Origin of the sequence: Kitasatospora sp. McL0602 (assembly GCF_052076145.1) — a bacterium.
Classification (GTDB): domain Bacteria; phylum Actinomycetota; class Actinomycetes; order Streptomycetales; family Streptomycetaceae; genus Kitasatospora.
On sequence record NZ_CP197246.1, the window covers coordinates 2,753,317 to 2,774,215 of the forward strand.

A 20,899-nucleotide genomic window follows, 5' to 3' on the forward strand; every position below is an offset into this window, starting at 1 on the left:
GCCACCGCCCCCTCCCAGCCCGTTCCGTCAGCCCGCGCTCTCAGCCCTGCCCGTCGGTCCGGGCTCCTGCGGCCGACTCCTCGTCGAGGACCAGCCGCAGCGCCGCCACGGCGCCGTCCCGCAGCCACACCCGGACGTCCGCCGCCCCGATCAGCCGGTGGTGGGCCATGCCCGAGGTGAGCCGGATCCAGACCCAGCCGCTGTCGGTGTCGAGCAGCCAGGAGCTCCCGCTGTCGCGCTCCGTGCTGTTCCACGAGTAACGGGGGCGCAGGGCGCGGGGTACGACCACCGCCAGCTCGTCGGGCACGTCGTTGAGATCGACCGACATCAGGCGACCGTCGCTGTCGAAGGTGAGCCAGACCTGCCCCCGGAAGCTCAACAGGGTGACGCCGTCCGCGTGTTCGTCGCAGGGCTCGCCCACCACGAGGGAGCGCTCCTGGGGGGCCCAGTGCACCGGCGCGGTCACGGCGACGCTGCCCGCTACCACGACAGGAAGTCCAGGATGTCCGTCACGCAGTCGGCCATCGGTCGGCTCGTCGTGTCGAGCAGCAGCGTGTCGGGCGAGAGCTCCACGTGGGACCGGTACAGCCGCTGGTAGTACTCGTGCTCCTCGAAGTCGCCCGGGTCCTCGCCGCGCTCGGCGAGCCGCTCCATGACCACCCGGGTGTCGGCATGGCAGAGCACGGTCGGGCACAGCGGGTACCAGGCCTGCCAGTGGCTCTCGGGGAGCACCGTGAACATCGTGCTCCAGCACCGGTCGAACAGCACCGGGCGCTCCGGGTCGGTCCGCTCCAGCACCCGTTCGATGCTGGAGCGGGCCAGCACGTCGGCCTCCTCGAAGCGCTTGCCGCCCCACAGCCAGGCGATGTGGTCCCCCAGGCTGTCGGGGTAGGGCTTGACGACCTGCGCGCCGACGCGGTCGGCCACCGCGCGCGCCAGGGTCGACTTCCCGCAACCGTCGTGTCCGTCCAGAGCCGCGTACCGGCGTCCCGTGATCATCTCTGTCTCCTTCGTTTCGGCAACAACCCCATCGGTGTTGCCCGGTCAGACCCGCTGCAGGCGCGCGATCCCGTGCTCCTGCCCCTGCTCCGGCTCCAGCGCGGCGGGTCGCACCTCGATCTCGCCGACCGCGAGATCGGCCGGCATCCGGTCGACCAGGCCGACGACGAGCGAGCCGAACGAGTCGGTGGAGATCTTGGTCGGCGAGTCGTCCCAGGCCCGGTTGGCGATCGCCCCGGGCGAGACGAGCACGGCGCGTACGCCGTTCCCGCGCTCCTCCAGCAGCAGGACCTCCACCAGCGCCTTGAGGCCTGCCTTTGTCGCGCTGTAGGCGGCGCCGCCCTCGAAGTACCGGGTCGCCGCGTGGCTGCCGACGAAGACGTACATGCCGCCGGACTCGCGCAGCATCGGGAGCGTGCCTCGGGTCAGCAGCGCCGGGGCGAGCAGGTTGGTGGACACGCTGGCCGCCCACGACTCCTCGTCCAGCTCCGCCATCGCCCCCAGCCGGCGGACCGCCGCGTTCCAGACGCACAGATCCAGCCGGTCGGTGCGTCGGCGCACCTCGGCGAGCGCCTCCGCGATCGCGGCCGGGTCGGTCAGGTCACAGACGATCTCGCCGAGCTCCGGGGCACCGCCGGGTGTCCGGTTCAGCGAGATGACGCGGTAGCCCGCAGCGTGGAGCGCCCGCGCGATGCCGTTGCCCGCGCCACGGTTGGTGCCGGTCACCAGGGCGACGCGCTGCTCGCTCATGGTGTGCTCCCTAGGTCGGTTCCCGGGTGGGCGGCCAGGGCCGCGTTGGCGTACCGGTCGTCGCCGGTGACCTCGGTGCCGAGCCAGTCGGGCAGCGCGGCATCGGTCGACTCGCCGTGGTACTCGACCTCCGCGAGGACGAGCCCCCGGTGGTCGCCGCCGAACTCGTCGACGATCAGCTGGTAGTGCTCGGCCCCGCAGACGTGCCGCAGCTTGTCGATCCGGCCCGGCAGGCAGAGCCGCTCCAGCATCTCGACCGCGTCGGCCACCGGGACGGGGTACTCGTACTCCGAGCGGCTGATGCCGTGCCGGGCGCCCTTCACCGTCAGGTAGCCGGCGCTGTCGTCGACCACGCGGACCCGGACCACCCGCTGGAGGTCCATGGAGAGGAAACCCTGGCGGATGCGGTGCACCGAGACGACCTCGGCCCGCCACTCGTCGCCGGGCACCAGGAACTTGCGCTCTCTCTCAACACCCATGCTGCTCCCCTTCGTTTCGTCGTCGTCCGGTCTCGTGTGCGCGCAGCCAGAGCCCGAGCAGCAGCGCACCGGCCCCGCCCGCCGCGAGGACTCCCCAACTGCCCATCGGCCCGGCCAGCGCCACCGCCGTACTGCCGACCGCCGGACCGGCCAACGTCCCCAGGCTCCAGGCCGAGCCGGAGGTCCCGGTCGCCCGCGCGGCCGCGCCTGGGGCGACCAGGCCGGCGATCAGCGGGGTCAGCGAGGAGGCCGCCACCACCTCCCCTGCGGCGAAGACCCCCGCGAAGCACATCAACAGGCCCTTGCCGCACCAGGAATGGCTGTCGGACAGGGTGGTCGCCAGCAGCCCGAGCGCGTACGCGGCCACCCAGAGCCCGGCGCCGAGCGCCACCGCCCCGGCGTTGCTGCACCGGTCCACCCACCCGCGCAGGAGGCGCTGCAGCAGGACGACCGCGACGGCGTTCACCACCGTCACGACGGTCACCACGGACAGGCTCTCGTGGGCCAGCCGCCGCAGGATCAGGGGGACGGTGGACTCCAGCTGCACCGCGCCGAAGGCCGACATCAGGAACGTCACTGCCAGCGCGATCCCGAACGCCCGCGACCAGACGGACGGGCGCCCGGCGCTCTCCGCCACCTGGGGTTCTGCCGTCTCCCCGCCGTCGCCGTGCCGCCAGACCCAGAGGATCACCGGGACGAAGCTCGCCGCGTTCGCCAGGAAGAGGGCGGCGGGCGCCACCCGTACGGCCAGCAGGCCCGCCAGACCGGCCCCGGCGGCGATGCCGAGGTTGATCACGGTGTACCGGAACCCGAAGGTGCGCTTGCGCAGCTCCTCCGGGATGCCGCTCAGGATCGTGCTGAACAGCGCGGGGAAGAAGAGCGCGCCGCCCAGACCGGACAGCGCGGCGACGACCATGACCTGAGGCAGGCCCCCGACGCACGCCATGGTCGTCCAGGCCGCGATCTGGCAGGACCCGCCGACCACGGCCGTCAGCCGCGCTCCGAACCGGGTGGCCAGCGAGCCCCCGAGCGGCCCGAAGAGGCCGGCGGCCACCGCGAACGTCCCGTAGAAGAGCGCCACCGCCGGGACGCCGAGCCCCAGGTCCGTCGCGACGTGGATCGCGGTGACCGGGTACACGAGCCCCGTGCCGACGGCGGAGACGAAGGTCGCGATCCACAGCGGACGAAAGGCCACCCGCCGCTCCGCCGCCGTCCGCCGGACAGGGGTGGCCGTCTGGGACACCGGGACCTACCGCTTGACCGTGAGCAGGCCGGCGCCGACGAAGTCGTCGAGGTACGCGGCCACCTCGGCCTCGGTGACCTCCGTACCGGCCAAGCGCAGCTGATCGGCCGTCAGGGTGACGGCCTCGGCGCGGGTGCGGCCGTGGGCCAGCCCGAGCAGCAGCAGGCCCTCTCGGCTGATCTCGGCCGCGTCGCCGACGCCGACGTAGACCAGCACCGAGTCGCGCAGCGGGACGGCGCAGGCCATCGGCGCGCGGGCGAGTGCGCCGGGGGCGACGCTGCGCCGCAGCGGGTAGGCCCGGCCGGTGATCGCCTGGATCAGCAGGTCCTGGCAGACCGCCAGGGACTCCCCGAAGGCCACCGGATCGGCCGGCGCCGCGTCGGGGGACGGCAGCGGGATCGGCGAGCCGAAGGTCCGCGCCCACCGGGCCCAGACCCACTTGTGCCCGAGGTAGATGTCCCCGCGCGACGCCAGCAGGGCCTCGGCGGCGGAGAGCGCGGCAGACCGCACGGCCCAGGACGCGGCGTCCAGATCGCCGACGGCGTGGAAGCCGTGCGCGTCCTCCAGGGCGTTGTGGATCTCGAAGGACATGACGCCGACCATGGTCCTGACGATCTCGGGGGCCGTCTCCTCGGCGAGGTCCTCCAGCGCCTTGAGGGTGCCGTCGTCGACGACGGTCACGCCCAGCAGGAAGCGCACCAGCGGGTCCAGCGACTTCCGCCCGACCGCCGTGAGAATTCCGAGGTCGTCGCGGTCCGCGCGATAGTCGGAGAGTTCCGCGACCAGCGCCCGGAGCGACCCGGCGGTCTGGTACGCGATGTCGTACCGGCGCCCGTCGACGAATATCTGCCGAGCCGCGGACGGCGTGCCGTCGGCGACCACGAAGTAGACGTCCACATCGGACATCGGAGTCCCGAGCCCGGCGGCGAGCGCGCCGCCTATGTAGGCCGCCGTCACCCCTTCCGCCTGGGCCAGCGAGAGAACCGCCCCGCGCGCCCGATCGAGCTCCTCGGGGAATCGGGGAACGTATTTCTTCGTCATCTCGTGCCCTCCTCGTCCAGGCGGAATTCAGCGGAACTCAGCGGTGCGGGCGTACTGGCGGGCGTGGTGGTCCAGCCACCACGCCCGCCTTCCACCGCACTGACGTCAGCTGACGCCGTGAGCAGCCTTGGCCTTGACCATCGCGAGCTTGATACCCATTTCTCCGCACCCCATTTCACAGGTGGCGGACGAACAGAACATCCTCGGTTCGGATGATCGGGCGCCCGCCTCGTCGATTTGAACAATCTATCGACCTCGACGCCGGACCGGCAGGTGTTTACCGGCTCAGGCGCCGATCCTCGACTGCCCGGCAATGCTTTTCAGGCTCTTCGCGAACTGATCCCAGGAGCGGCTGTAGGAAATGGCGATTTCCGACACCAATTCGACGCAGTGCGGCGGGACGGCGGCCAGCAGCTCCTGCCACTCGGCGGGCTCGATGGCATTGGCGGAGAGCCTGCGGAGCAGCCCCCTGCCGTGCTCGGAGAACTTCAGGGACGGGTCGCTGGCCAACGCCTGGATCACCGTCCGCTCGTCCCGGGCGGACACCCGCACGGGAGGCGGCGACTGCCGGGTACCGGCCACCTCCTGGCGCACCCGGCGGGCCGTCCCCACCGAGACGCCGCTCAGCCTGGCGACCTCGCGCAGCGAGGTCTCGGGGTGGTTGGTGATCAGTTCGAGCGCCGCCCGTCTCGGCTCGACCGAGCACACCGGATGGCTCCGCCCGTCCTGGCCGATCCGGGCGTGCAGCTGGGGAATCTCCTCGGCTGCACGCCGTCGCACCGCGCCCGCCGTCTTCGGGGAGAGCCCCACGATCTTGGCGACCATCCGGTCCGACCACTCCGGATGCACCGTCAGGATCCGGGCCGCGGCGGCCTTGCGGTCGCTCAGCGACAGCGGAAGGCCGTGTGCGATGTTCTCCCGGACGGCGCGGACGAAGATCTCGTCGTCGGGGCCCTCGACATAGGCCACCTCGATCTCGGCATCGCCGCGGGACTCGGCCGCACGCAGCCGGTGCATACCGTCGACCACCAGCATGGTGCTCCGCTGCACGAGAATCGGCGGCAGCTGCACACCGCACTCCGCGAGCAGGCGGACATGGGCCTCGTCCTCGCCCGCGAGCCGGGGCGAATGGCCCGGCCTCAGCACTCCGAGGGGCACGTACTCCGTGACTGTAGTTGAAGGGTCCGGCATGTCCAGAGACTAGGTTCGACGCGCGTAGAGTTCAAGAGACCCGGTTGAACGTGTCCAAACTTCGTGGCCCCGGCGACTGTGCCTCACCGGGAAGAGAGTTGACGGCTCGTCCGCTCAGCCCGGCGACATGGCGACGCCGAGGGAGTCGGCACCCATCGCCTTCGGAGCGCCCTTCTCGTAGAAGACGTCGAGTTCGGTGATGACGAAGCCCGCCGTGGTGAGCAGGTCGACGATCGGCCGGGTCAGGTGGCAGCCGTCGAAGATCCGCTGCTCCAGCGGGTCGAGGCGGCGCTGCCAGCGGCGTACGTCCTCGTCCGGGGCCAGGCCGTGTTCGACGAAGTGCAGCGTCCCGCCGGGCTTGAGGACGCGCCGCACCTCGTGCAGCGCCGCGTCGGCGTCCGGCACGGTGCAGAGCGTCCAGGTGGAGAGCGCCGCGTCGAAGCTGCTGTCCGGGAAGGGCAGGTGCTGCCCGTCCAGCCCGGCCCGCTCGACCGGCATGGTGGCCGCACCGAGCCGCTTCTCGGCCAGCTTCCACCCCACGTCGGACGGGTCGACCGCAGCCACCCGCGTCACGGCCGCCGGATAGAACGGCACATTGTGCCCGGAGCCGAAGCCGATCTCCAGGACTTCGCCCTCCAGGCCCTCACAGACCCGGCGCCGCAGCGGCTCGGACTCCTTCATGCCGCACGCGACATTGACCATCCGGGGAACGATCTGTCTGGCGTAGAAACCCATCACAGCCTCCAACCCTCGGTACCCAGTCTGACACCGCCACCGCAGCCCGCCCAGGTCGCCGGGGTCGCGGGGCGGGCCGTCACTGGCGGTCGGTCGGGTACACAGCTTCCAGGAGGTCGCGGGTGAAGCGGTCGAGGTCGTCCAGGCCGGCGTTGGTCCGGGTGTGGGGGCCACCGGTGAGCAGGTGGGGGATGGCGGCGTGCAGGGCGAGGGTGACGGTGGCGGCCCGCTTGGGGGTCACGGGCAGTCCGGCGGTGCGCTGGGCGTGTTCGAAGCCTGCGAAGTCGGCGGCCGCGATCGGGTCGAGGATGGCGGAGAGCCAGCTCCTGCGGCCTGCCTCGGACTGTAGTTCCAGGTAGGCGAGCATGCGCGGGCGGCCGGGGCCGGCGACGTTCTGGAGCAGGCCTCGGAGCAGGGCGAGCAGGCTCTCGCGGTCCACGGGTGCGGCTCCGCCGGCCATCAGCTCAACCGTGATCCGGTGGTACTGCTCCGCGATTCGCTCGGCTGCCGCGCGCAGCAGGGCGTCCCTGGTCGGGAAGTAGTTCTTCGCCGTGCCCAGGGGCACCTCGGCCGCCGCATCGACGGCCCGGTGCGTCAGGCCTCGTCCGCCTGCGGAGGCCAGGACCTGGATCGCGGCGTCGCGCAGCAGATCCCGCCGGTTCCCACTCACCGTCAGCACTCCTTGCTCCTGGGGCGTTGCTCAGAGTACCCCAGCCGTGGTACCACATCTGTGGTGGTGCGGATCGGTGCTCGAATCGGTGGGCGCGCTGACAGGGGGAGCGATGGCGGGAACGGCCGTTGTGGTGGGGGCGGGAGTCGGCGGGTTAGCCACCGCGATCGGGCTGCGCCGGGCGGGGTGGCAGGTGTCGGTCCTGGAGCGCCGCACGGAACTCGAGCGGTACGGCGCCGCGTTCGCCCTCCACCCGACCGCGCAGGACGCCCTTGACCGTCTCGGGGTCGGCGAGGCGGTGCGCCGCCGCGCGGTGCCGTACCGGTCCGCGCAGGTCCGTACCCCTGACGGGCGGGTGCTGGCCCAGCTGCCGCTGGAGCGCGTCGAGCGCAAGGCGGGCCGACCCGAACTGCTGATCTCCCGCCCCTACCTGATCGATGCGCTGCTGGCCGCGCTGGACACCTTCGGGGACGTCACCGTCACGCTCGGGGAGGACGCCGCCGACACCGCCGCACTGTCGGCCGGGCACGACCTGCTCGTCGGAGCCGACGGCCTGCGGAGCGCCGTGCGGACGGCCTGCTCAGGCACCGACAGCGGCCCACGGAAGGTGGGTTCCGTCGCCTGGATCGGTACCGCGGACTTCGAGGGCGGCGTCCACGGCGAGACCTGGGGCAAGGGCCGCTTCTTCGGCATGACCCCCGTCGAGCCGGGCCGCACCAACTGGTACGCCGCCGTGCCCGAGGGCACCACCGCCGCCGGACTGCGCGACTGCTTCGCGGGCTGGCACGACCCGATCCCTCGAATCCTCACCGACACCGACCCCGCCTCCTGGATCCGCTACGAGATGCGGCACCTGTACCCCGCCCTGCCGACCTTCGTCCACGACGGAAGGGTCGCCCTGGTCGGCGATGCGGCCCACGCCATGACACCCAACCTGGGGCAGGGGGCTTGCACGGCGATCCTGGACGCCGAGGCCCTGGCCCGCGCCGTCGGCCGGCACGGCCGCACCCGCCTCCCGGACGCCCTGCGCGCGTACGACCGCGAACGCCGTCGCAGCGCCCAACGCATCGCCTTCGCCTCTCGTAACCTGCACCGCTTCGTGTCCACCGAACACACCTGGCTCCGCGACACGGCGGCCCGCCTGCTCCCGGGCTGAACCGCCGTCATCAGGTCACGGCACGACCGGTCATGAATGACCGGTGCCGTGACCTGACGCTGCGGGCGGCCGGACCGCCATCATCGCGACAACGACCCTGCGAACCCCTGGCCCCGTCGAAGCTGAGAGAGACATGCTGACTGTGCTGCCCGACCGGCTTCCCATACCTGCGGCGACTCCGCCGGGGGTGGCGCGTTGAAGGCGCTCCAGGACGGCGATCCGCTGCGGGTCGGCCCGTACGAGGTGCTCGGTGTGCTCGGCTCGGGCGGCATGGGCCGGGTCTACCTCGGGCGGCGCGACGACGTCGTGGTCGCCGTCAAGGTCATCAACGAGGAGCTGACGCAGGACGCCGGCTTCATCGCCCGGTTCCGTCGCGAGGTGACCGCGACCAGGGCCGTGTCGGGGCCGTACGTCGCCGCCGTCGTCGACCACGACGTGGACGGCGAACAGCCCTGGCTGGCGACCGAGTACGTGCCCGGCCCTTCGCTGCACGAGGTCATCACCGAGCACGGTGCCCTCGGGACGGTGCCCGTACGGGCGTTGGGTGTGCGCCTGGCCGAGGCGCTGGGCGCGATCCACGCGGCCGGCCTGGTGCACCGGGACGTCAAGCCCGGCAACATCCTGCTGGGGCCGGACGGGCCCAAGCTGATCGACTTCGGGATCGCGCGGGGCGAGGCGGTGACCACCCTGACGCAGACCGGGGTGGTGCTGGGCACGCCCCAGTTCATGGCGCCGGAGCAGTTACAGGCGCGGGGCCGGGTCGGGCCGGCGGCCGACGTGTTCGCGCTGGGGCTGGTGCTGGCCTTCGCGGCCACCGGGAAGCACCCGTTCGGCCGGACGGACTCCTTCGGTTTCGGCTTCCGGATCGTGTACGAGGAGCCCGACCTCGACGACGTCCCGGCCGAGCTGGTAGATCTGGTCCGGCGCTGCCTGGCCAAGGACCCTGACGAGAGACCGACGCCCGAGGAGCTGGCCACGGCGCTGGACTCCGGCGACGCGACCGTCGACCGGACCGGCCTGGCCGACCTGGTCCGGCACGCGAGCGACAGCGCGATCCCGCTCCCGCCGCCGCGGACGGAGCCCAACAGCCCCACCCGGCCGCCCCGGCGACGCCCGGCGCTGGTCGGCTTGGCGGCCGCAGTCGTCCTCGGCGTGGTCGTCACCGTCGTCGTGGCCCTGGCCCCGGGCACTCCGGCGGACACCCTGGGCCAGGGGCCCCCGAGCGGCGGCCCCACCGGCTCGTCCACGACGGGAGCGCCCACCGCGTCGGCGACTTCCGCCGCCCCGAGCAGCTCTCCGCCCGGTGGGCCCGGCTCCACGCCGCCGCCCTCGCCGCCGCCCAGCTCGGCGGCACCCTCGACGGCGAACGCCGCGCCCTCCACCGAGCCGCCGGGGGGCGGCAACGGTGGCAGCGGCAGCGGCGGCTCGTCAGCCGGCACCTCCGGTACCTCCGGCACCAAGAGCACCGGGGGCGGAAGTACCGGCGGTTCGTCACATGCTCCCGGCGGTACCTCAGGTGGTGCCGCCGGGGGCACCGGGGGCGGCTCCCCTTCGACCCCGACGCCGGTCCGGACCCCGACCCCGACCCCTCCAGCGCCCTTGCCGTCACCTTCGCCGTCGCCCTCACCCAAGGGCGCTCCGCCCTCGGCCATGACGAGCTTCAACGCGAGGTTCAACAACTCCTGCATCGGCTCCTGCTACATGCCACTCACCCTGTTCTGGAGCGCGGAGCCGGACGCGACCCGCTACGACATCCAGTACACCAACCAGACCACGCACGTGAGCGCCGTCTACTCGACCGCGAACACCACCTACACGATCAACGGCCCGATCTCCGGCGACCGCATCTGCGTCGCCCTGCGCGCGGCCAACCAGTACGGCCCCTCCGCCTGGACCGAGACCTACTGCGTCGACACCCCGTACTGACGCTGACCCCCTGTCACCGGACACACGGGCACCGGGCACACGGGTGCGGGGCCCCTCCGCCGAGGGGCCCCGCAGTCCGGAAGGGGTTACTGCTAGCGGAGGGTCACGACGGCGGACGTCCACTGGTGGGTGGCGGTGCCGGTGGCCGCGTAGCTGCCGGTGCTGTTGACGATCTGGTAGGCGGTGGCGAGCTGGTCCTCGGAGACGAACAGGGTGGGCTGGGCGGTGAAGCCGGCGCCCCAGGCGACGTTCTCGCCACCCTGGACTCCGGCGACGCCGAAGACGAGCTCGTTGGCGGCGGTCGTCGTGGCGGTGCTGCCGGAGTTGAACGCGGTACCGGCCGCGCCGGTGGCCGAGGTGCTCTGGTCGACGGCGGTGACGCCGCTGAACTCCTGGACCGAGACGTGGTGCTCACCAGTGGTCGGGTAGGTCAGGGTGATGGTGTCCGAGGTGCTCAGCGGCTTGACCCCGATCGAGGTCAGCACGAGAGTGCGGTCGCTGGACCCGTCGGTCCGGTTGCTCGGCTGCACGATGCTGTAGACGTTGCCCTGGGTGTCGGTGGCGGTGATCGCGCCGGAGTGGGTGTTGGTGAGCATCGCCGAGACCAGCAGGGTGTCACCGCCGCGAACCGCCCGGGTGACGGGCAGGGTCACGCTGGTGCCGCTCGTCGCCGCCGCCGAGGTGGCGACCGATCCCTGGTAGGCGATGGCGCCGGTGGGCTTCAGCGCGTTGTGGTAGGCCCAGTCGCCCACCGAGGACCCTGCGGCGAGGCCCTGCTCGGTGTCGAAGCGGTAGTGGACACCCAGCCACAGGCGACTGAAGGCGTCCTCGGTGGCCGCGCTGCTGATGCTGGTGTAGCTGCGGGTCATCGTGCTGGACAGCTGCGGGTCGGTGTGGGCGGTGAAGCTGACGTTGTCGCCGAAGTAGTCGCGCATCACGCTGCCCCAGGCCCCGGCGAAGGTCGCGTGCCCGGAGACGTAGGACGGGAACGGCGGCGTGAACGGCACGTTCTTCGTGTCGTGGGACAGCGGCGCCCAGGTCGGGTCGGCGGTGACGGCCGAGTTGCCGACCTGACCGGCCAGCTGGATCGCGGTCACCGGCCGCCACAGCTGGATGGGGGTGTCGTACTTCGCGTCCCAGGCGGTGATGCTTGCGTCCGCCAGCGCGACGCCGACCAGCGCGAACAGGCGTGCGTTGGCGAACTCGCCCAGGTTCTGGACCTGGGCGACGGCCGCGGTCGTCTCGAACAGCTGGCCCGGCGGCTTGTACGAGCCCGCGCTGACGAAGGTGTTGTGGTTGATCCCGCAGTCCGGCCCCAGGTCGTTCGCCCAGAACTGCGCGGCCTCGGTCTGGTCGGGCAAGCGCGTGGTGCTGCCGAGCGAGCCGATCGCCTTGACCTCGTTGACCTGGGCCGCGTACTCGGGGCTGGCCAGCAGCGCCGAGTAGGAGCTGTAGCCGGCCGGCAGCTGGGGCTGGAACTGGTTGCCGGAGGTCAGGGCGAACGGCTGGAGAAGGCCCCAGTTGGGCGTCGCCGCAGCCCAACTGGTGTCGGTGGGCCGCCACCGGCCGAGCGTCTGGTCCGCGTCGGCGGGGTAGGTGCCGCCGTAGCCCTTGGTGAAGTCCCCGGCCCTGGCATTGACGACCGCCTTGGCCGCCAGCACCCCCACAGCCCTGCCGTCCGTCTTCTGCTGGCCGTCCGGGATGTACGCCAGCTCCTTGTCCCGCGCGTCGTCGATGCCCTTGTAGAAGCTCGCCTGCTGACCGGGGAAGGCCGCGACCAGGGTGTCGTGCGCAGCCTGGTCGATCGCGGCCTCGACCGAGGCCCCGGCGGGGGCGGACACCCGTCCCAGGTAGAAGCCGTAGGCCGGGTTGCTGCCGCCGGAGATGGAGTTGACCGCGTCCCAGATCGCGGTGTGCATCATCGCTCCGGCCCGCGTCAGCGGCCCCGGTGCTCCGTCCGCGCCGCAGACCAGCGTGAACTGGGTGCGCAGGACCTGGTTCCAGTCGAGCACATGGTCCGGCGAGGCGGCGGTCGCCGCCTGGGCCGGGCCGGCCACGGCTGCCCCACTGGCGAGAAGTGCCGCGGTGACGACGGCGGCTGCAGACTTCCTCACACTCGTTCCTTCCTTGACGGATGGTCAGCCGCAGGCGTGAGCCCGGCAGGCTGGATCGGGGGGGGGTGACGGCCGGACACCGACCGCCGCCTCGCCAACACTCTCCGCACCCACCGCCCCGGACCAGGCCTCCGGCCTGTCCGGTAGGGGCGTGACCGGTTCCGGACAGGCCCTCCGCCGACCTTCCGCAAGGCCCCTGGCAGGGCGCGTGACCGCGATGTGAGCCACCTGTGAGGGCAGGTCGGCACTGTTACGAGAAGGACGTCACGAGGGGACGGGGGGACGGACCATGGCCGGACCGGGCAGCGGGGTGCTTGCGGCCTTCGGGGTCGCGGCGGAGCCCGAGCGGGTCTACTTCGCGATGTTGGAACACCCGGGCGCGGGGCCGGACGAGCTGGCGGCGCTGCTCGGGCTGGACGGCGAGGCACTACGTGCGGCGCTCGACGAACTGACCCGGCTGGCGCTGGTGCGGCCGTCCTGGGAGCACCCGGCGGCGCTGCGGCCGGTCAGCCCGGAGATCGGCCTGGAGCACCTGCTGGCCCGTCAGCAGGCCGACCTGCTGACCCGGCGTCACCAGCTGGAGCAGGGCAGGGCTGCACTGACCGCGCTGCTCGCCGAGGGCGGCGGCGCGCGCGGCGGCGCCCGGACGGAGATCGAGGAGCTCAGCGGGCTCGACAGCGTCCGCGAGCGGCTGGAGCAGCTCTCCACCCGGGCCCGCTCCGAGGTGCTGTCCTTCGTCACGGCCGGTTCACGGACGGCGGCCGCCCGCACCACCAGCCGACCGCTGGACCAGGCGCTGCTGGCGCGCGGAGTCGCCGTCCGGACGGTGCACCTGGAGTCCGTCCGCAACGACCCGCCGGCAGCCGCGTACGCGCACTGGCTCACCGAACACGGCGGGCAGGTGCGGACGATCGCCACCCTGCCGCTGCGCCTGATCGTCGTGGACCGGGAGACCGCCCTCGTCCCCCTCGACCCGGACGACTCCCGGCAGGGCGCGGCCGTGCTGCGCAGCCGGGGCGCGGTGGCGGCGATGTGCGCGCTGTTCGACCAGACCTGGGCCGCCGCGACGCCCCTGGGCCTGCCCCGCCCGCGCGACGAGCAGGGGCTCTCCACCCAGGAGCGGGCCCTGCTCGACCTGCTCGCGCAGGGCGACACGGACGACTCTGCCGCCCGCCGGCTCGGCGTCTCCGACCGCACCGTGCGGCGGCTGATCGCCGACCTGACCGAGCGGCTCGGCGCGCGCAGCCGCTTCCAGGCCGGAGCCCGCGCCGCGGCCCGGGGCTGGCTGCGCTGACGCGCCCCCCCGGGGGGCGGGTCAGGACAGCTTGGCCGCGCCCGTGCCCTCCTCCGCCGGGTGCTCCGGCTGCTCGACGAAGTCGACCCGCTTGAACTGGCGGTTCATCGACTTGACCAGGAACCAGGTCGCCACCGCGAGGGCGGCGAAGACCACGAAGCCCAGGAGACCGGGGGTCACCTTGTTGTTGTCGAGTTCGGCGAGACCGGTGGCGAGGTGGGTGAGGGTCACGGGGGTGCTCATCTCTCCATGGTGACCCGCCCTTACGCGGCGCGGGTCACCGGGGTGGTGCGTGTCGGGTCGGCAGCTGCCCTACCGGGTGGCCGGCTGCCTTACGGCGCGGCCGCGGCAGCGACCCGCAGGCCCGCGAAGAGGTCGCTCTCGGGCAGGTCGGTGTCGACCAGCGAGCGGGCGAGCTCGTAGTCCTCGGTCGGCCAGACCGCCTTCTGGACGTCGAGCGGCACCCGGAACCACGGGCCCTCGGGGTCGATCTGGGTGGCGTGCGCGATCAGCGCGCGGTCCCGCGTCTCGAACCAGTCGGCGCACTCGACCTGGGTGGTGATCTCGCGCTCCTTGCGCCCGCTCTTGTCCCAGCTCTCGATCCACTCGCCGTAGGGCGACTCGACGCCGTGCTCGACCAGGTAGAGGTGCATCGCCCGGATCCGGCTCATCGGGAAGCCGTGGTTGTAGTAGAGCTTGGACGGCTGCCAGGGCTCGCCCGTCCCCGGGTACGCATCCGGGTCACCGGCTGCGTCGAAGGCGGCCACGCTGATCTTGTGGGTCATGATGTGGTCGGGGTGCGGGTAACCGCCGTTCTCGTCGTACGTCGTGATGACGTGCGGACGGAACTCGCGGATCAGCCGGACCAGCGGCTCGGCCGCGGCGGCGACGTCCTCCAGCGCGAAGCAGCCGTCCGGCAGCGGCGGCAGCGGGTCGCCCTCGGGCAGCCCGGAGTCGACGAAGCCCAGCCAGGCCTGCTTGATGCCGAGGATCTCGCGGGCGGCGTCCATCTCCTTGCGCCGCACCTCGAGGATGTTGTCCTCGATCTCCGGCTTCCCCTGCAGCTTGGGGTTGAGGACCGACCCCCGCTCGCCGCCCGTACAGGTGGCAACCAGTACGTCGACCCCCTGGGCGATGTACATGGCCATGCTGGCGGCACCCTTGCTGGACTCGTCGTCCGGGTGGGCATGCACCGCCATAAGTCTCAGCTGCTCAGTCAACGCCTGGTTCCTTCCGGGAAATGTCCGGTAGCTCGGGCGGCTCCCCCGCCGCCAACGGCGCGGACCTGCCCCTCCTATAGTGACTGACCGAAGGGCTCGTCCATTCCCCCCGACGGCCGACTGCCCCTCGGCGAAAGGACTGAGCCTACTCATGGACTCCAGCACTACGACCTCCCCCGCCACGCCTCAGCCCACCTCTCAGCCCGCGGCTCAGCCCCCGGCGGACCGGTACGGGCGGCGCGGCGACGGCGAGGCGGACCGCCGCCTCAAGGTGGCGGCCGTGGTCTGCAGCGTGCTCTTCCTCGGCCTGATCGCCTGGCTCGGCGGTTCGTACCTGCTGCGCGAGACGAAGATGAACGGCGCCGTGACGGCCTTCGAGGTGGTCTCGGACAGCGCGGTGCAGCTCCAGCTCCAGGTCAGCAAGACGGACGGAACGGCGGGCGTCTGCACCGTCCGTTCGCAGGCCCCCGACGGCTCGGTCGTCGGCCTGACGGACTTCCCCGTCCCGGCGGCGGGCAGCAGCTACGACCAGGTGCTCACGCTGCGGACGACCGCCCGGGGCACCACGGCCGAGCTGCTGGGCTGCACTCCTTCGAAGTAGGCCCCGGCCCTCCAGACCGCCTCCGGTCCGCCTCCGGCAGCCGAAGCAGCGGTAGGGCACTCCCACTCGGGGCAGGAAGTTGTTAGGCTCGTGGTTTCGCCCCTTCCGAGCCGACCGGCCCGGGAGCGGGCGTTGCTTTGTAGTACGACGGAAATCGCCACCTGCTGACGAGTCCCACCCTCAGCACTGCCAGCACCGACGAGGAGCACCCCCGTGACCCAGACCAGCGAGAACGTGACCTGGCTCACTCAGGCCGGATACGACCAGCTGAAGGCTGAGCTCGAGCAGCTCACCGGCCCCTGGCGGGTCGAGATCGCCCAGAAGATCGAGGCCGCGCGCGAGGAGGGTGACCTCAAGGAGAACGCGGGCTACCACGCGGCCAAGGAGGAGCAGGGCAAGGGCGAGCTGCGGGTCCGCCAGCTGACCCAGCTGCTGGAGCGCGCCAAGGTCGGCGAGGCCCCCACCGACTCCGGTGTGGTGGCCCCCGGCATGGTCGTCACGGTCGCCTTCGACGGCGACCCGGACGACACCATGGTCTTCCTGCTCGGCTCCCGCGAGGTGGCCGGCGACGACCTGGAGATCTACTCGCCGCAGTCGCCGCTCGGCCGCGCCATCGACGGCAAGAAGATCGGCGAGGACGCCACGTACGAGCTGCCGAACGGTCGCAAGGCCGCCGTGAAGATCATGGAGGTCAAGCCGCACAGCGGCTGACCCGACCGACGCGAGAGGCGGCCGTGGCATCCGTGCCACGGCCGCCTCTCGCGTTCCGTCAACCTGCGGCGTCGCCGTCAGCCCACCGCGGAGCGGTACTTCCGGACGGACAGCCAGGAGAACAACGCCGTGATCACCAGCGACCAGAGCACCGACACCAGCACCGCGTGCTGCATCGGCCAGGCGGAGTCCACCGGGCCGACCTGGTTGCCGAAGAGGTCACGGCAGGCCTGCACCGTCGCGCTGAACGGGTTCCAGTAGGCGACCTGCTGGAGCCAGCTCGGCATGCTGCTGACCGGCACGAAGGCGTTCGAGATGAAGGTCAGCGGGAAGAGCCAGATCAGACCGGCCGAGGTGGCCGCCTCGGGGCTGCGCACCGAGAGGCCGATCAGCGCGCCGATCCAGGAGAAGGCGTAACCCAGCAGGAGCAGCAGCGCGAACGCGCCGAGCGCCTTCAGGAAGCCCTCGTGGATGCGCCACCCGACCAGCACCGCGACGGCCATCAGCACCAGCACGGTGAACGCGGTCTGCACCAGGTCGGCGATCGTCCGGCCGACCAGCACCGCCGAGCGGGTCATCGGCAGTGAGCGGAAGCGGTCGACCAGGCCCTTGGTCATGTCCTCCGCGATGCCTGCGGAGGCCCCGGCGACCGCGAAGGTCACCGTCTGGGCGAAGATGCCCGCCATCAGGAACTGCGTGTACGCCGTGGAGCTGGCCTGCGTCCCGGGGATCTGGATCGCGCCGCCCATGACGTAGCTGAACAGCAGCACGAACATCACCGGCTGCATGAGCCCGAAGACCACGATCTCGGGGATGCGGGTCATCCGGCGCAGGTTCCGCTTGGCCACGACCCAGGAGTCGTGCACCATCGCGGCGAGGCCGTGGCGCTGGCGCGGCATCGCGCCGCCGATCGCGTGCTCGGTGGCCGTGGTCATCTCAGGCCTCCTTTCCGTGGCTCTTGCGACCCTTGGCCGCCGCGCCCTTGTCACTGCCCTTGCCGCTGCCCTCGTCGCCGTTCTCCTCGGCGATCGTGGCGTGGCCGGTCAGCGAGAGGAAGACGTCGTCCAGGGTCGGGCGGCGCAGACCGATGTCGTCGATCTCTATCGAGCGCGAGTCCAGCTCGCGGATGACGTCGGCGAGCACCTTGGCACCGCCGCTGACCGGCACGGTGATCTTCCGGGTGTTCTTCTCGACCGCCGGGTCGCCCTTGGCGTACGGGGCCAGCGCGGCGAGCGCCTCGCTGACGTCGTCGCGCCGGTGCACGACGACCTCGACCCGCTCGCCGCCGATCTGCGCCTTGAGCTCGTCGGCGGTGCCGCGGGCGATCACCTTGCCGTGGTCGACCACCGCGATGTCGTGGGCGAGGCGGTCGGCCTCCTCCAGGTACTGGGTGGTGAGCAGCAGGGTGGTGCCCTGGTCGACCAGGGTCTCGATGACCTCCCAGAGCGCGAGCCGGTTGCGGGGGTCGAGCCCGGTGGTCGGCTCGTCCAGGAACATCACCGGCGGGCGGACGACGAGCGCGGCGGCGAGGTCGAGCCGACGGCGCATGCCGCCGGAGTACGTCTTCGCGGTGCGGTCCATCGCCTCGCTCAGGTTGAACCACTCCAGCAGCTCCAGCGCGCGGGCCTTCGCGTCGCGGCTGGACATCTGGTAGAGCTCGCCGACCATCTGGAGGTTCTCACGGCCCGTCAGGTACTCGTCGACGGCGGCATACTGACCGGAGAGGCCGATCAGGCTGCGCACCTGGTTCGGGTGCTTGAGCACGTCGACCCCGGCTACGACGGCGCGGCCGGAGTCGGGGCGGAGCAGGGTGGTGAGGACGCGGACGGTGGTGGTCTTGCCGGCGCCGTTCGGGCCGAGCAGCCCGAGCACCGTGCCCTCGGGGACGTCGAGGCTGACGCCGTCGAGGGCACGTACGTCACCAAAGGTCTTGACCAGGTTCTCGGCTTGGATGGCTGGCGCCATGGGCCTGCCTCATCTCCTCTGGAAGGCGGGTGGTATGTCCCACTTTGACCCGATAGGGGTACCCCGGCGACCCGGCTTCCATGCACGTCGGGGGTGGGTCCTGTCGCGATACATCGCGAGAATGTCAGCTCGCGATATATCGCGTCAAGGTGATCGCAGTACCGAATGCGACACCCTGTCAGACCCCACTGACATCCGCCCACCCATTTACGCCCCACCCACCTACTGTTCACGTCGGCCCACCTACTGCGAGACGACGTACCCCGCGTCCCGCAACTCCCCCACCACCAGCGCACAGTGCTCCGGCCCCTTGGTCTCCAGGTGCAGGTCGACCTCGACCTCCGTCAGGCCGAGCCGGGGGTCGACCCGGACGTGGGCGATGTCCAGCACGTTGGCGTCCACCTGGGTCAGGACGGCCAGCAGGTCGGCCAGCGCACCCGGCTTGTCCGCCAGCCGCACCCGGAGCGAGAGGTAGCGGCCCGCCGCCGCCAGGCCGTGCCGCAGCACCCGCTGCATCAGCTGCGGGTCGATGTTGCCGCCGGAGAGCACCGCGACGACCGGGCCCTCGAACTGCCCGGGGTGCTCCAGCAGCGCCGCGACCGGGCTCACCCCGGCCGGTTCGACGACCAGCTTGAGCCGCTCCAGGCTCAGCAGCAGGGCCCGCGAGAGCGAGTCCTCCGAGACCGTCAGCACGCCGTCGGCGAGGGTGTTGACCACCTCGAACGGGATGTCCCCCGGGCGGCCGACCATGATGCCGTCCGCCATCGTCGCGAAGTGCTCCAGCGAGACCGGCCGGCCGGCGGCGAGCGAGGGCGGGTAGGCCGCAGCCGACGCCGCCTGCACCCCGACCACCCGCACGTCCGGCCGGAGCGGCTTCACCGCCGAGGCGATCCCGGCGAGCAGCCCGCCGCCCCCGACGCCGACCAGGATCGTCCGGACCTCCGGGCACTGCTCCAGGATCTCCAGGCCTACGGTCGCCTGGCCGGTAATGATGTCCCAGTGGTCGAACGGGTGGATGAAGACCGCCCCCGTCGCCTCCGAGTACCGCTGCGCGGCCCGCAGCGCCTCGTCCACCGTCGCGCCGTGCAGCCGCACCTCGGCGCCGTACTCCCGGGTCGCCGCGACCTTCGGCAGCGGCGCCGCGACCGGCATGAACACGGTCGAACGCACCCCCAGCAGCGCGGCGGCCAGCGCCACCCCCTGCGCGTGGTTGCCCGCACTCGCGGCGACCACCCCGCCGGCCCGCTGCACCGGCGACAGCCCGGCGATCCGCACGTACGCGCCGCGCAGCTTGAACGAGCCGGTGCGCTGGAGGTTCTCGCACTTCAGGTGCACCGGGGAGCCGATCAGCGCCGAGAGGTGCCGGCTGCTCTCCATCGGGGTGACCCGGGCGACCCCGGCGAGCATCTTGTGGGCGCCGCGTACGTCGTCCATGGTGATCGGCCAGCTCTGCATACGGCCACCCTACGGCCGCCACGACCGGCGCAGCCGGGGGCGCGGTTCGCCGCGCCCCCGGGTCGCTACCGGCCCAGCGCGCTAGCCCAGCGCGCGCTGCAGGTCGGCCAGCAGGTCGTCGATCGACTCGATGCCGACCGAGACGCGCACCAGGTCGGCGGGCACCTCCAGGGCGGAGCCGACCACCGAGGCGTGCGTCATCCGGCCCGGGTGCTCGATCAGCGACTCGACGCCGCCGAGGGACTCGCCCAGGGTGAAGAGCTGCGCCCGGTTGCAGACCTCGACCGCCGCCTCCTCGCCGCCGTTGACGCGGAAGGAGACCATGCCGCCGAACGCCTTCATCTGCTTGGCGGCGATGTCGTGGCCCGGGTGCTCGGCCAGGCCCGGGTAGAGCACCTGGCTGACCTTCGGGTGGCCCGTCAGCAGCTCGACGATCTTCTCGGCGTTCGAGCTGTGGCGGTCCATCCGGACACCCAGCGTCTTGATGCCGCGCATCACCAGCCAGGCGTCGAACGGGCCGGAGACGGCGCCCATCGCGTTCTGGTGGTACGCGATCTCCTCGCCCAGCCCGGCGTCGGCCGCGACCAGCGCACCGCCGACGACGTCGGAGTGACCGCCCATGTACTTGGTGGTCGAGTGCACCACGACGTCCGCGCCGAGCGAGAGCGGCTGCTGGAGGTACGGGCTGGCGAAGGTGTTGTCCACCACCAGCAGGGCGCTCGCGCCGTGCGCGATCTCGGCCAGGCCGGCGATGTCGGCGATGCCGAGCAGCGGGTTGGAGGGGGTCTCCACCCACACCGCGCGGGTCTCGGGCTTGAGGGCGGCCCGGACGCTCGCCAGGTCCTGCATGTTGGCGACGTCGAAGGTGATGCCCCAGCGGGTCAGCACCTTCGCGAACAGGCGGAAGGTGCCGCCGTACGCGTCGTTGGGGATGACGATGTGGTCACCCGGCTTCAGGATGGTGCGAAGCAGGGTGTCCTCGGCGGCCAGGCCGGAGGCGAAGGCGAGGCCGCGGCTGCCGCCCTCCAGTGCCGCGAGGCACTCCTCCAGCGCGGTACGGGTCGGGTTGGCGGAACGGCTGTACTCGTAGCCGTTGCGGAGGCCGCCGACGCCGTCCTGCTTGTAGGTGGACACCTGGTAGATCGGCGTGACGACGGCCCCGGTCTGGGGGTCTGCTTCCTGACCCGCGTGGATGGCGAGAGTCTCGAAGCCCTGGGGAAGCTGGTGCTCGGTCATGCCCCGAGCCTAGTGCGATTTCGCCCTCCCGGCGGGTACAGCGGGCAGCAGCCCGACCGTCCGTCAGGTCCGGCGCGGAATCCCACGCCCGCTCCGGGCGTTGCACCGTTCGC

Annotated in this window: 21 protein-coding genes; 5 read left to right on the forward strand and 16 right to left on the reverse strand. The window is 72.0% G+C overall.

The features are described 5' to 3' along the window. Nucleotides 1–40: 40 nt before the first annotated feature. The 9 genes from ACR68M_RS12405 to ACR68M_RS12445 form a co-directional block, all read right to left on the reverse strand. Entirely contained in the window at nucleotides 41–487 is a 447-nt protein-coding gene (locus tag ACR68M_RS12405) for a hypothetical protein (RefSeq protein WP_441250517.1), read from the reverse strand. Next, nucleotides 481–999: a hypothetical protein gene (locus ACR68M_RS12410; protein ID WP_441250518.1), complete on the reverse strand. Its 519-nt coding sequence runs from the start codon at nucleotides 997–999 to the stop codon at nucleotides 481–483. The genes ACR68M_RS12405 and ACR68M_RS12410 overlap by 7 nt, the downstream gene beginning before the upstream one ends. 45 nt (nucleotides 1,000–1,044) lie before the next feature. Further along, nucleotides 1,045–1,749 carry an SDR family oxidoreductase gene (locus ACR68M_RS12415; protein WP_441250519.1) on the reverse strand — a complete coding sequence of 235 codons (705 nt, stop codon included), beginning with the start codon at nucleotides 1,747–1,749 and terminating at the stop codon, nucleotides 1,045–1,047. Beyond that, a complete protein-coding gene (locus ACR68M_RS12420; protein WP_441250520.1) occupies nucleotides 1,746–2,228 on the reverse strand; it encodes a CYTH domain-containing protein in 483 nt (160 codons plus the stop codon). Before ACR68M_RS12420 ends, ACR68M_RS12415 begins: the two co-directional genes overlap by 4 nt. After that, a complete protein-coding gene (locus ACR68M_RS12425; protein ID WP_441250521.1) occupies nucleotides 2,218–3,423 on the reverse strand; it encodes an MFS transporter in 1,206 nt (401 codons plus the stop codon). The genes ACR68M_RS12420 and ACR68M_RS12425 overlap by 11 nt, the downstream gene beginning before the upstream one ends. 54 nt (nucleotides 3,424–3,477) lie before the next feature. Beyond that, nucleotides 3,478–4,512, reverse strand: coding sequence for a hypothetical protein (locus ACR68M_RS12430; protein WP_441250522.1), 1,035 nt, complete (start codon nucleotides 4,510–4,512; stop codon nucleotides 3,478–3,480). 285 nt (nucleotides 4,513–4,797) lie between these two features. Then, nucleotides 4,798–5,670, reverse strand: coding sequence for a ParB N-terminal domain-containing protein (locus ACR68M_RS12435; protein WP_441250523.1), 873 nt, complete (start codon nucleotides 5,668–5,670; stop codon nucleotides 4,798–4,800). 147 nt (nucleotides 5,671–5,817) lie between these two features. Further along, the gene (locus tag ACR68M_RS12440; RefSeq protein WP_441250524.1) at nucleotides 5,818–6,405 is read right to left on the reverse strand and encodes a class I SAM-dependent methyltransferase; all 588 of its coding nucleotides are present in this window, start codon (nucleotides 6,403–6,405) and stop codon (nucleotides 5,818–5,820) included. Between the two features lie 112 nt (nucleotides 6,406–6,517). Next, nucleotides 6,518–7,108 carry a TetR/AcrR family transcriptional regulator gene (locus ACR68M_RS12445; RefSeq protein WP_441250525.1) on the reverse strand — a complete coding sequence of 197 codons (591 nt, stop codon included), beginning with the start codon at nucleotides 7,106–7,108 and terminating at the stop codon, nucleotides 6,518–6,520. Between the two features lie 112 nt (nucleotides 7,109–7,220). Between ACR68M_RS12445 and ACR68M_RS12450 the strand changes: the two genes are divergently transcribed. Both ACR68M_RS12450 and ACR68M_RS12455 read left to right on the forward strand, forming a co-directional pair. Continuing rightward, the gene (locus ACR68M_RS12450; RefSeq protein ID WP_441250526.1) at nucleotides 7,221–8,264 is read left to right on the forward strand and encodes an FAD-dependent oxidoreductase; all 1,044 of its coding nucleotides are present in this window, start codon (nucleotides 7,221–7,223) and stop codon (nucleotides 8,262–8,264) included. A gap of 195 nt (nucleotides 8,265–8,459) precedes the next feature. Then, complete coding sequence (locus ACR68M_RS12455) at nucleotides 8,460–10,190, forward strand: serine/threonine-protein kinase (protein WP_441250527.1); 1,731 nt, start codon at nucleotides 8,460–8,462, stop codon at nucleotides 10,188–10,190. Nucleotides 10,191–10,282: 92 nt separating this feature from the next. Here ACR68M_RS12455 and ACR68M_RS12460 read toward each other — a convergent pair whose 3' ends face one another. Then, nucleotides 10,283–12,304 carry a vanadium-dependent haloperoxidase gene (locus ACR68M_RS12460; protein WP_441250528.1) on the reverse strand — a complete coding sequence of 674 codons (2,022 nt, stop codon included), beginning with the start codon at nucleotides 12,302–12,304 and terminating at the stop codon, nucleotides 10,283–10,285. A 289-nt stretch (nucleotides 12,305–12,593) separates the two neighbouring features. On the opposite strand from ACR68M_RS12460, the gene ACR68M_RS12465 reads away from it, so the two are divergent. Next, the gene (locus ACR68M_RS12465) at nucleotides 12,594–13,598 is read left to right on the forward strand and encodes a LuxR C-terminal-related transcriptional regulator (protein ID WP_441250529.1); all 1,005 of its coding nucleotides are present in this window, start codon (nucleotides 12,594–12,596) and stop codon (nucleotides 13,596–13,598) included. A gap of 21 nt (nucleotides 13,599–13,619) precedes the next feature. Here ACR68M_RS12465 and ACR68M_RS12470 read toward each other — a convergent pair whose 3' ends face one another. Then, on the reverse strand, nucleotides 13,620–13,841 hold the full coding sequence (locus ACR68M_RS12470) for a hypothetical protein (protein WP_441250530.1): 222 nt from the start codon (nucleotides 13,839–13,841) through the stop codon (nucleotides 13,620–13,622). A gap of 89 nt (nucleotides 13,842–13,930) precedes the next feature. After that, on the reverse strand, nucleotides 13,931–14,818 hold the full coding sequence (gene mca / locus ACR68M_RS12475; RefSeq protein ID WP_441250531.1) for a mycothiol conjugate amidase Mca: 888 nt from the start codon (nucleotides 14,816–14,818) through the stop codon (nucleotides 13,931–13,933). 151 nt (nucleotides 14,819–14,969) lie between these two features. Between mca and ACR68M_RS12480 the strand changes: the two genes are divergently transcribed. Continuing rightward, entirely contained in the window at nucleotides 14,970–15,419 is a 450-nt protein-coding gene (locus ACR68M_RS12480) for a DUF4307 domain-containing protein (protein WP_441250532.1), read from the forward strand. A 213-nt stretch (nucleotides 15,420–15,632) separates the two neighbouring features. Next, nucleotides 15,633–16,130: a transcription elongation factor GreA gene (greA, locus tag ACR68M_RS12485; protein ID WP_441250533.1), complete on the forward strand. Its 498-nt coding sequence runs from the start codon at nucleotides 15,633–15,635 to the stop codon at nucleotides 16,128–16,130. Nucleotides 16,131–16,207: 77 nt separating this feature from the next. Here greA and ACR68M_RS12490 read toward each other — a convergent pair whose 3' ends face one another. The 4 genes from ACR68M_RS12490 to ACR68M_RS12505 all read right to left on the reverse strand — a co-directional run bounded on the left by ACR68M_RS12490 (nucleotide 16,208) and on the right by ACR68M_RS12505 (nucleotide 20,786). Continuing rightward, a complete protein-coding gene (locus ACR68M_RS12490) occupies nucleotides 16,208–17,065 on the reverse strand; it encodes an ABC transporter permease (RefSeq protein WP_441250534.1) in 858 nt (285 codons plus the stop codon). Nucleotide 17,066: 1 nt separating this feature from the next. After that, nucleotides 17,067–18,095: an ATP-binding cassette domain-containing protein gene (locus tag ACR68M_RS12495; protein WP_441250535.1), complete on the reverse strand. Its 1,029-nt coding sequence runs from the start codon at nucleotides 18,093–18,095 to the stop codon at nucleotides 17,067–17,069. A gap of 243 nt (nucleotides 18,096–18,338) precedes the next feature. Beyond that, on the reverse strand, nucleotides 18,339–19,550 hold the full coding sequence (ilvA, locus tag ACR68M_RS12500) for a threonine ammonia-lyase (RefSeq protein WP_441250536.1): 1,212 nt from the start codon (nucleotides 19,548–19,550) through the stop codon (nucleotides 18,339–18,341). An 81-nt stretch (nucleotides 19,551–19,631) separates the two neighbouring features. Further along, nucleotides 19,632–20,786 carry a cystathionine gamma-synthase gene (locus tag ACR68M_RS12505; protein WP_441250537.1) on the reverse strand — a complete coding sequence of 385 codons (1,155 nt, stop codon included), beginning with the start codon at nucleotides 20,784–20,786 and terminating at the stop codon, nucleotides 19,632–19,634. Nucleotides 20,787–20,899: the final 113 nt, after the last annotated feature.

Excerpts from the sequence above, each read along its gene's own strand:
- ilvA (WP_441250536.1), bottom strand. The coding sequence starts at position 19,550 with ATGCAGAGCTGGCCGATCACCATGGACGACGTACGCGGCGCCCACAAG.
- ACR68M_RS12505 (WP_441250537.1), bottom strand. The coding sequence starts at position 20,786 with ATGACCGAGCACCAGCTTCCCCAGGGCTTCGAGACTCTCGCCATCCAC.
- ACR68M_RS12440 (WP_441250524.1), bottom strand. The coding sequence starts at position 6,405 with ATGGTCAATGTCGCGTGCGGCATGAAGGAGTCCGAGCCGCTGCGGCGC.
- ACR68M_RS12420 (WP_441250520.1), bottom strand. The coding sequence starts at position 2,228 with ATGGGTGTTGAGAGAGAGCGCAAGTTCCTGGTGCCCGGCGACGAGTGG.
- ACR68M_RS12415 (WP_441250519.1), bottom strand. The coding sequence starts at position 1,749 with ATGAGCGAGCAGCGCGTCGCCCTGGTGACCGGCACCAACCGTGGCGCG.
- ACR68M_RS12465 (WP_441250529.1), top strand. The coding sequence starts at position 12,594 with ATGGCCGGACCGGGCAGCGGGGTGCTTGCGGCCTTCGGGGTCGCGGCG.
- ACR68M_RS12480 (WP_441250532.1), top strand. The coding sequence starts at position 14,970 with ATGGACTCCAGCACTACGACCTCCCCCGCCACGCCTCAGCCCACCTCT.
- ACR68M_RS12490 (WP_441250534.1), bottom strand. The coding sequence starts at position 17,065 with ATGACCACGGCCACCGAGCACGCGATCGGCGGCGCGATGCCGCGCCAG.
- ACR68M_RS12410 (WP_441250518.1), bottom strand. The coding sequence starts at position 999 with ATGATCACGGGACGCCGGTACGCGGCTCTGGACGGACACGACGGTTGC.
- ACR68M_RS12450 (WP_441250526.1), top strand. The coding sequence starts at position 7,221 with ATGGCGGGAACGGCCGTTGTGGTGGGGGCGGGAGTCGGCGGGTTAGCC.
- ACR68M_RS12430 (WP_441250522.1), bottom strand. The coding sequence starts at position 4,512 with ATGACGAAGAAATACGTTCCCCGATTCCCCGAGGAGCTCGATCGGGCG.
- ACR68M_RS12470 (WP_441250530.1), bottom strand. The coding sequence starts at position 13,841 with ATGAGCACCCCCGTGACCCTCACCCACCTCGCCACCGGTCTCGCCGAA.
- ACR68M_RS12495 (WP_441250535.1), bottom strand. The coding sequence starts at position 18,095 with ATGGCGCCAGCCATCCAAGCCGAGAACCTGGTCAAGACCTTTGGTGAC.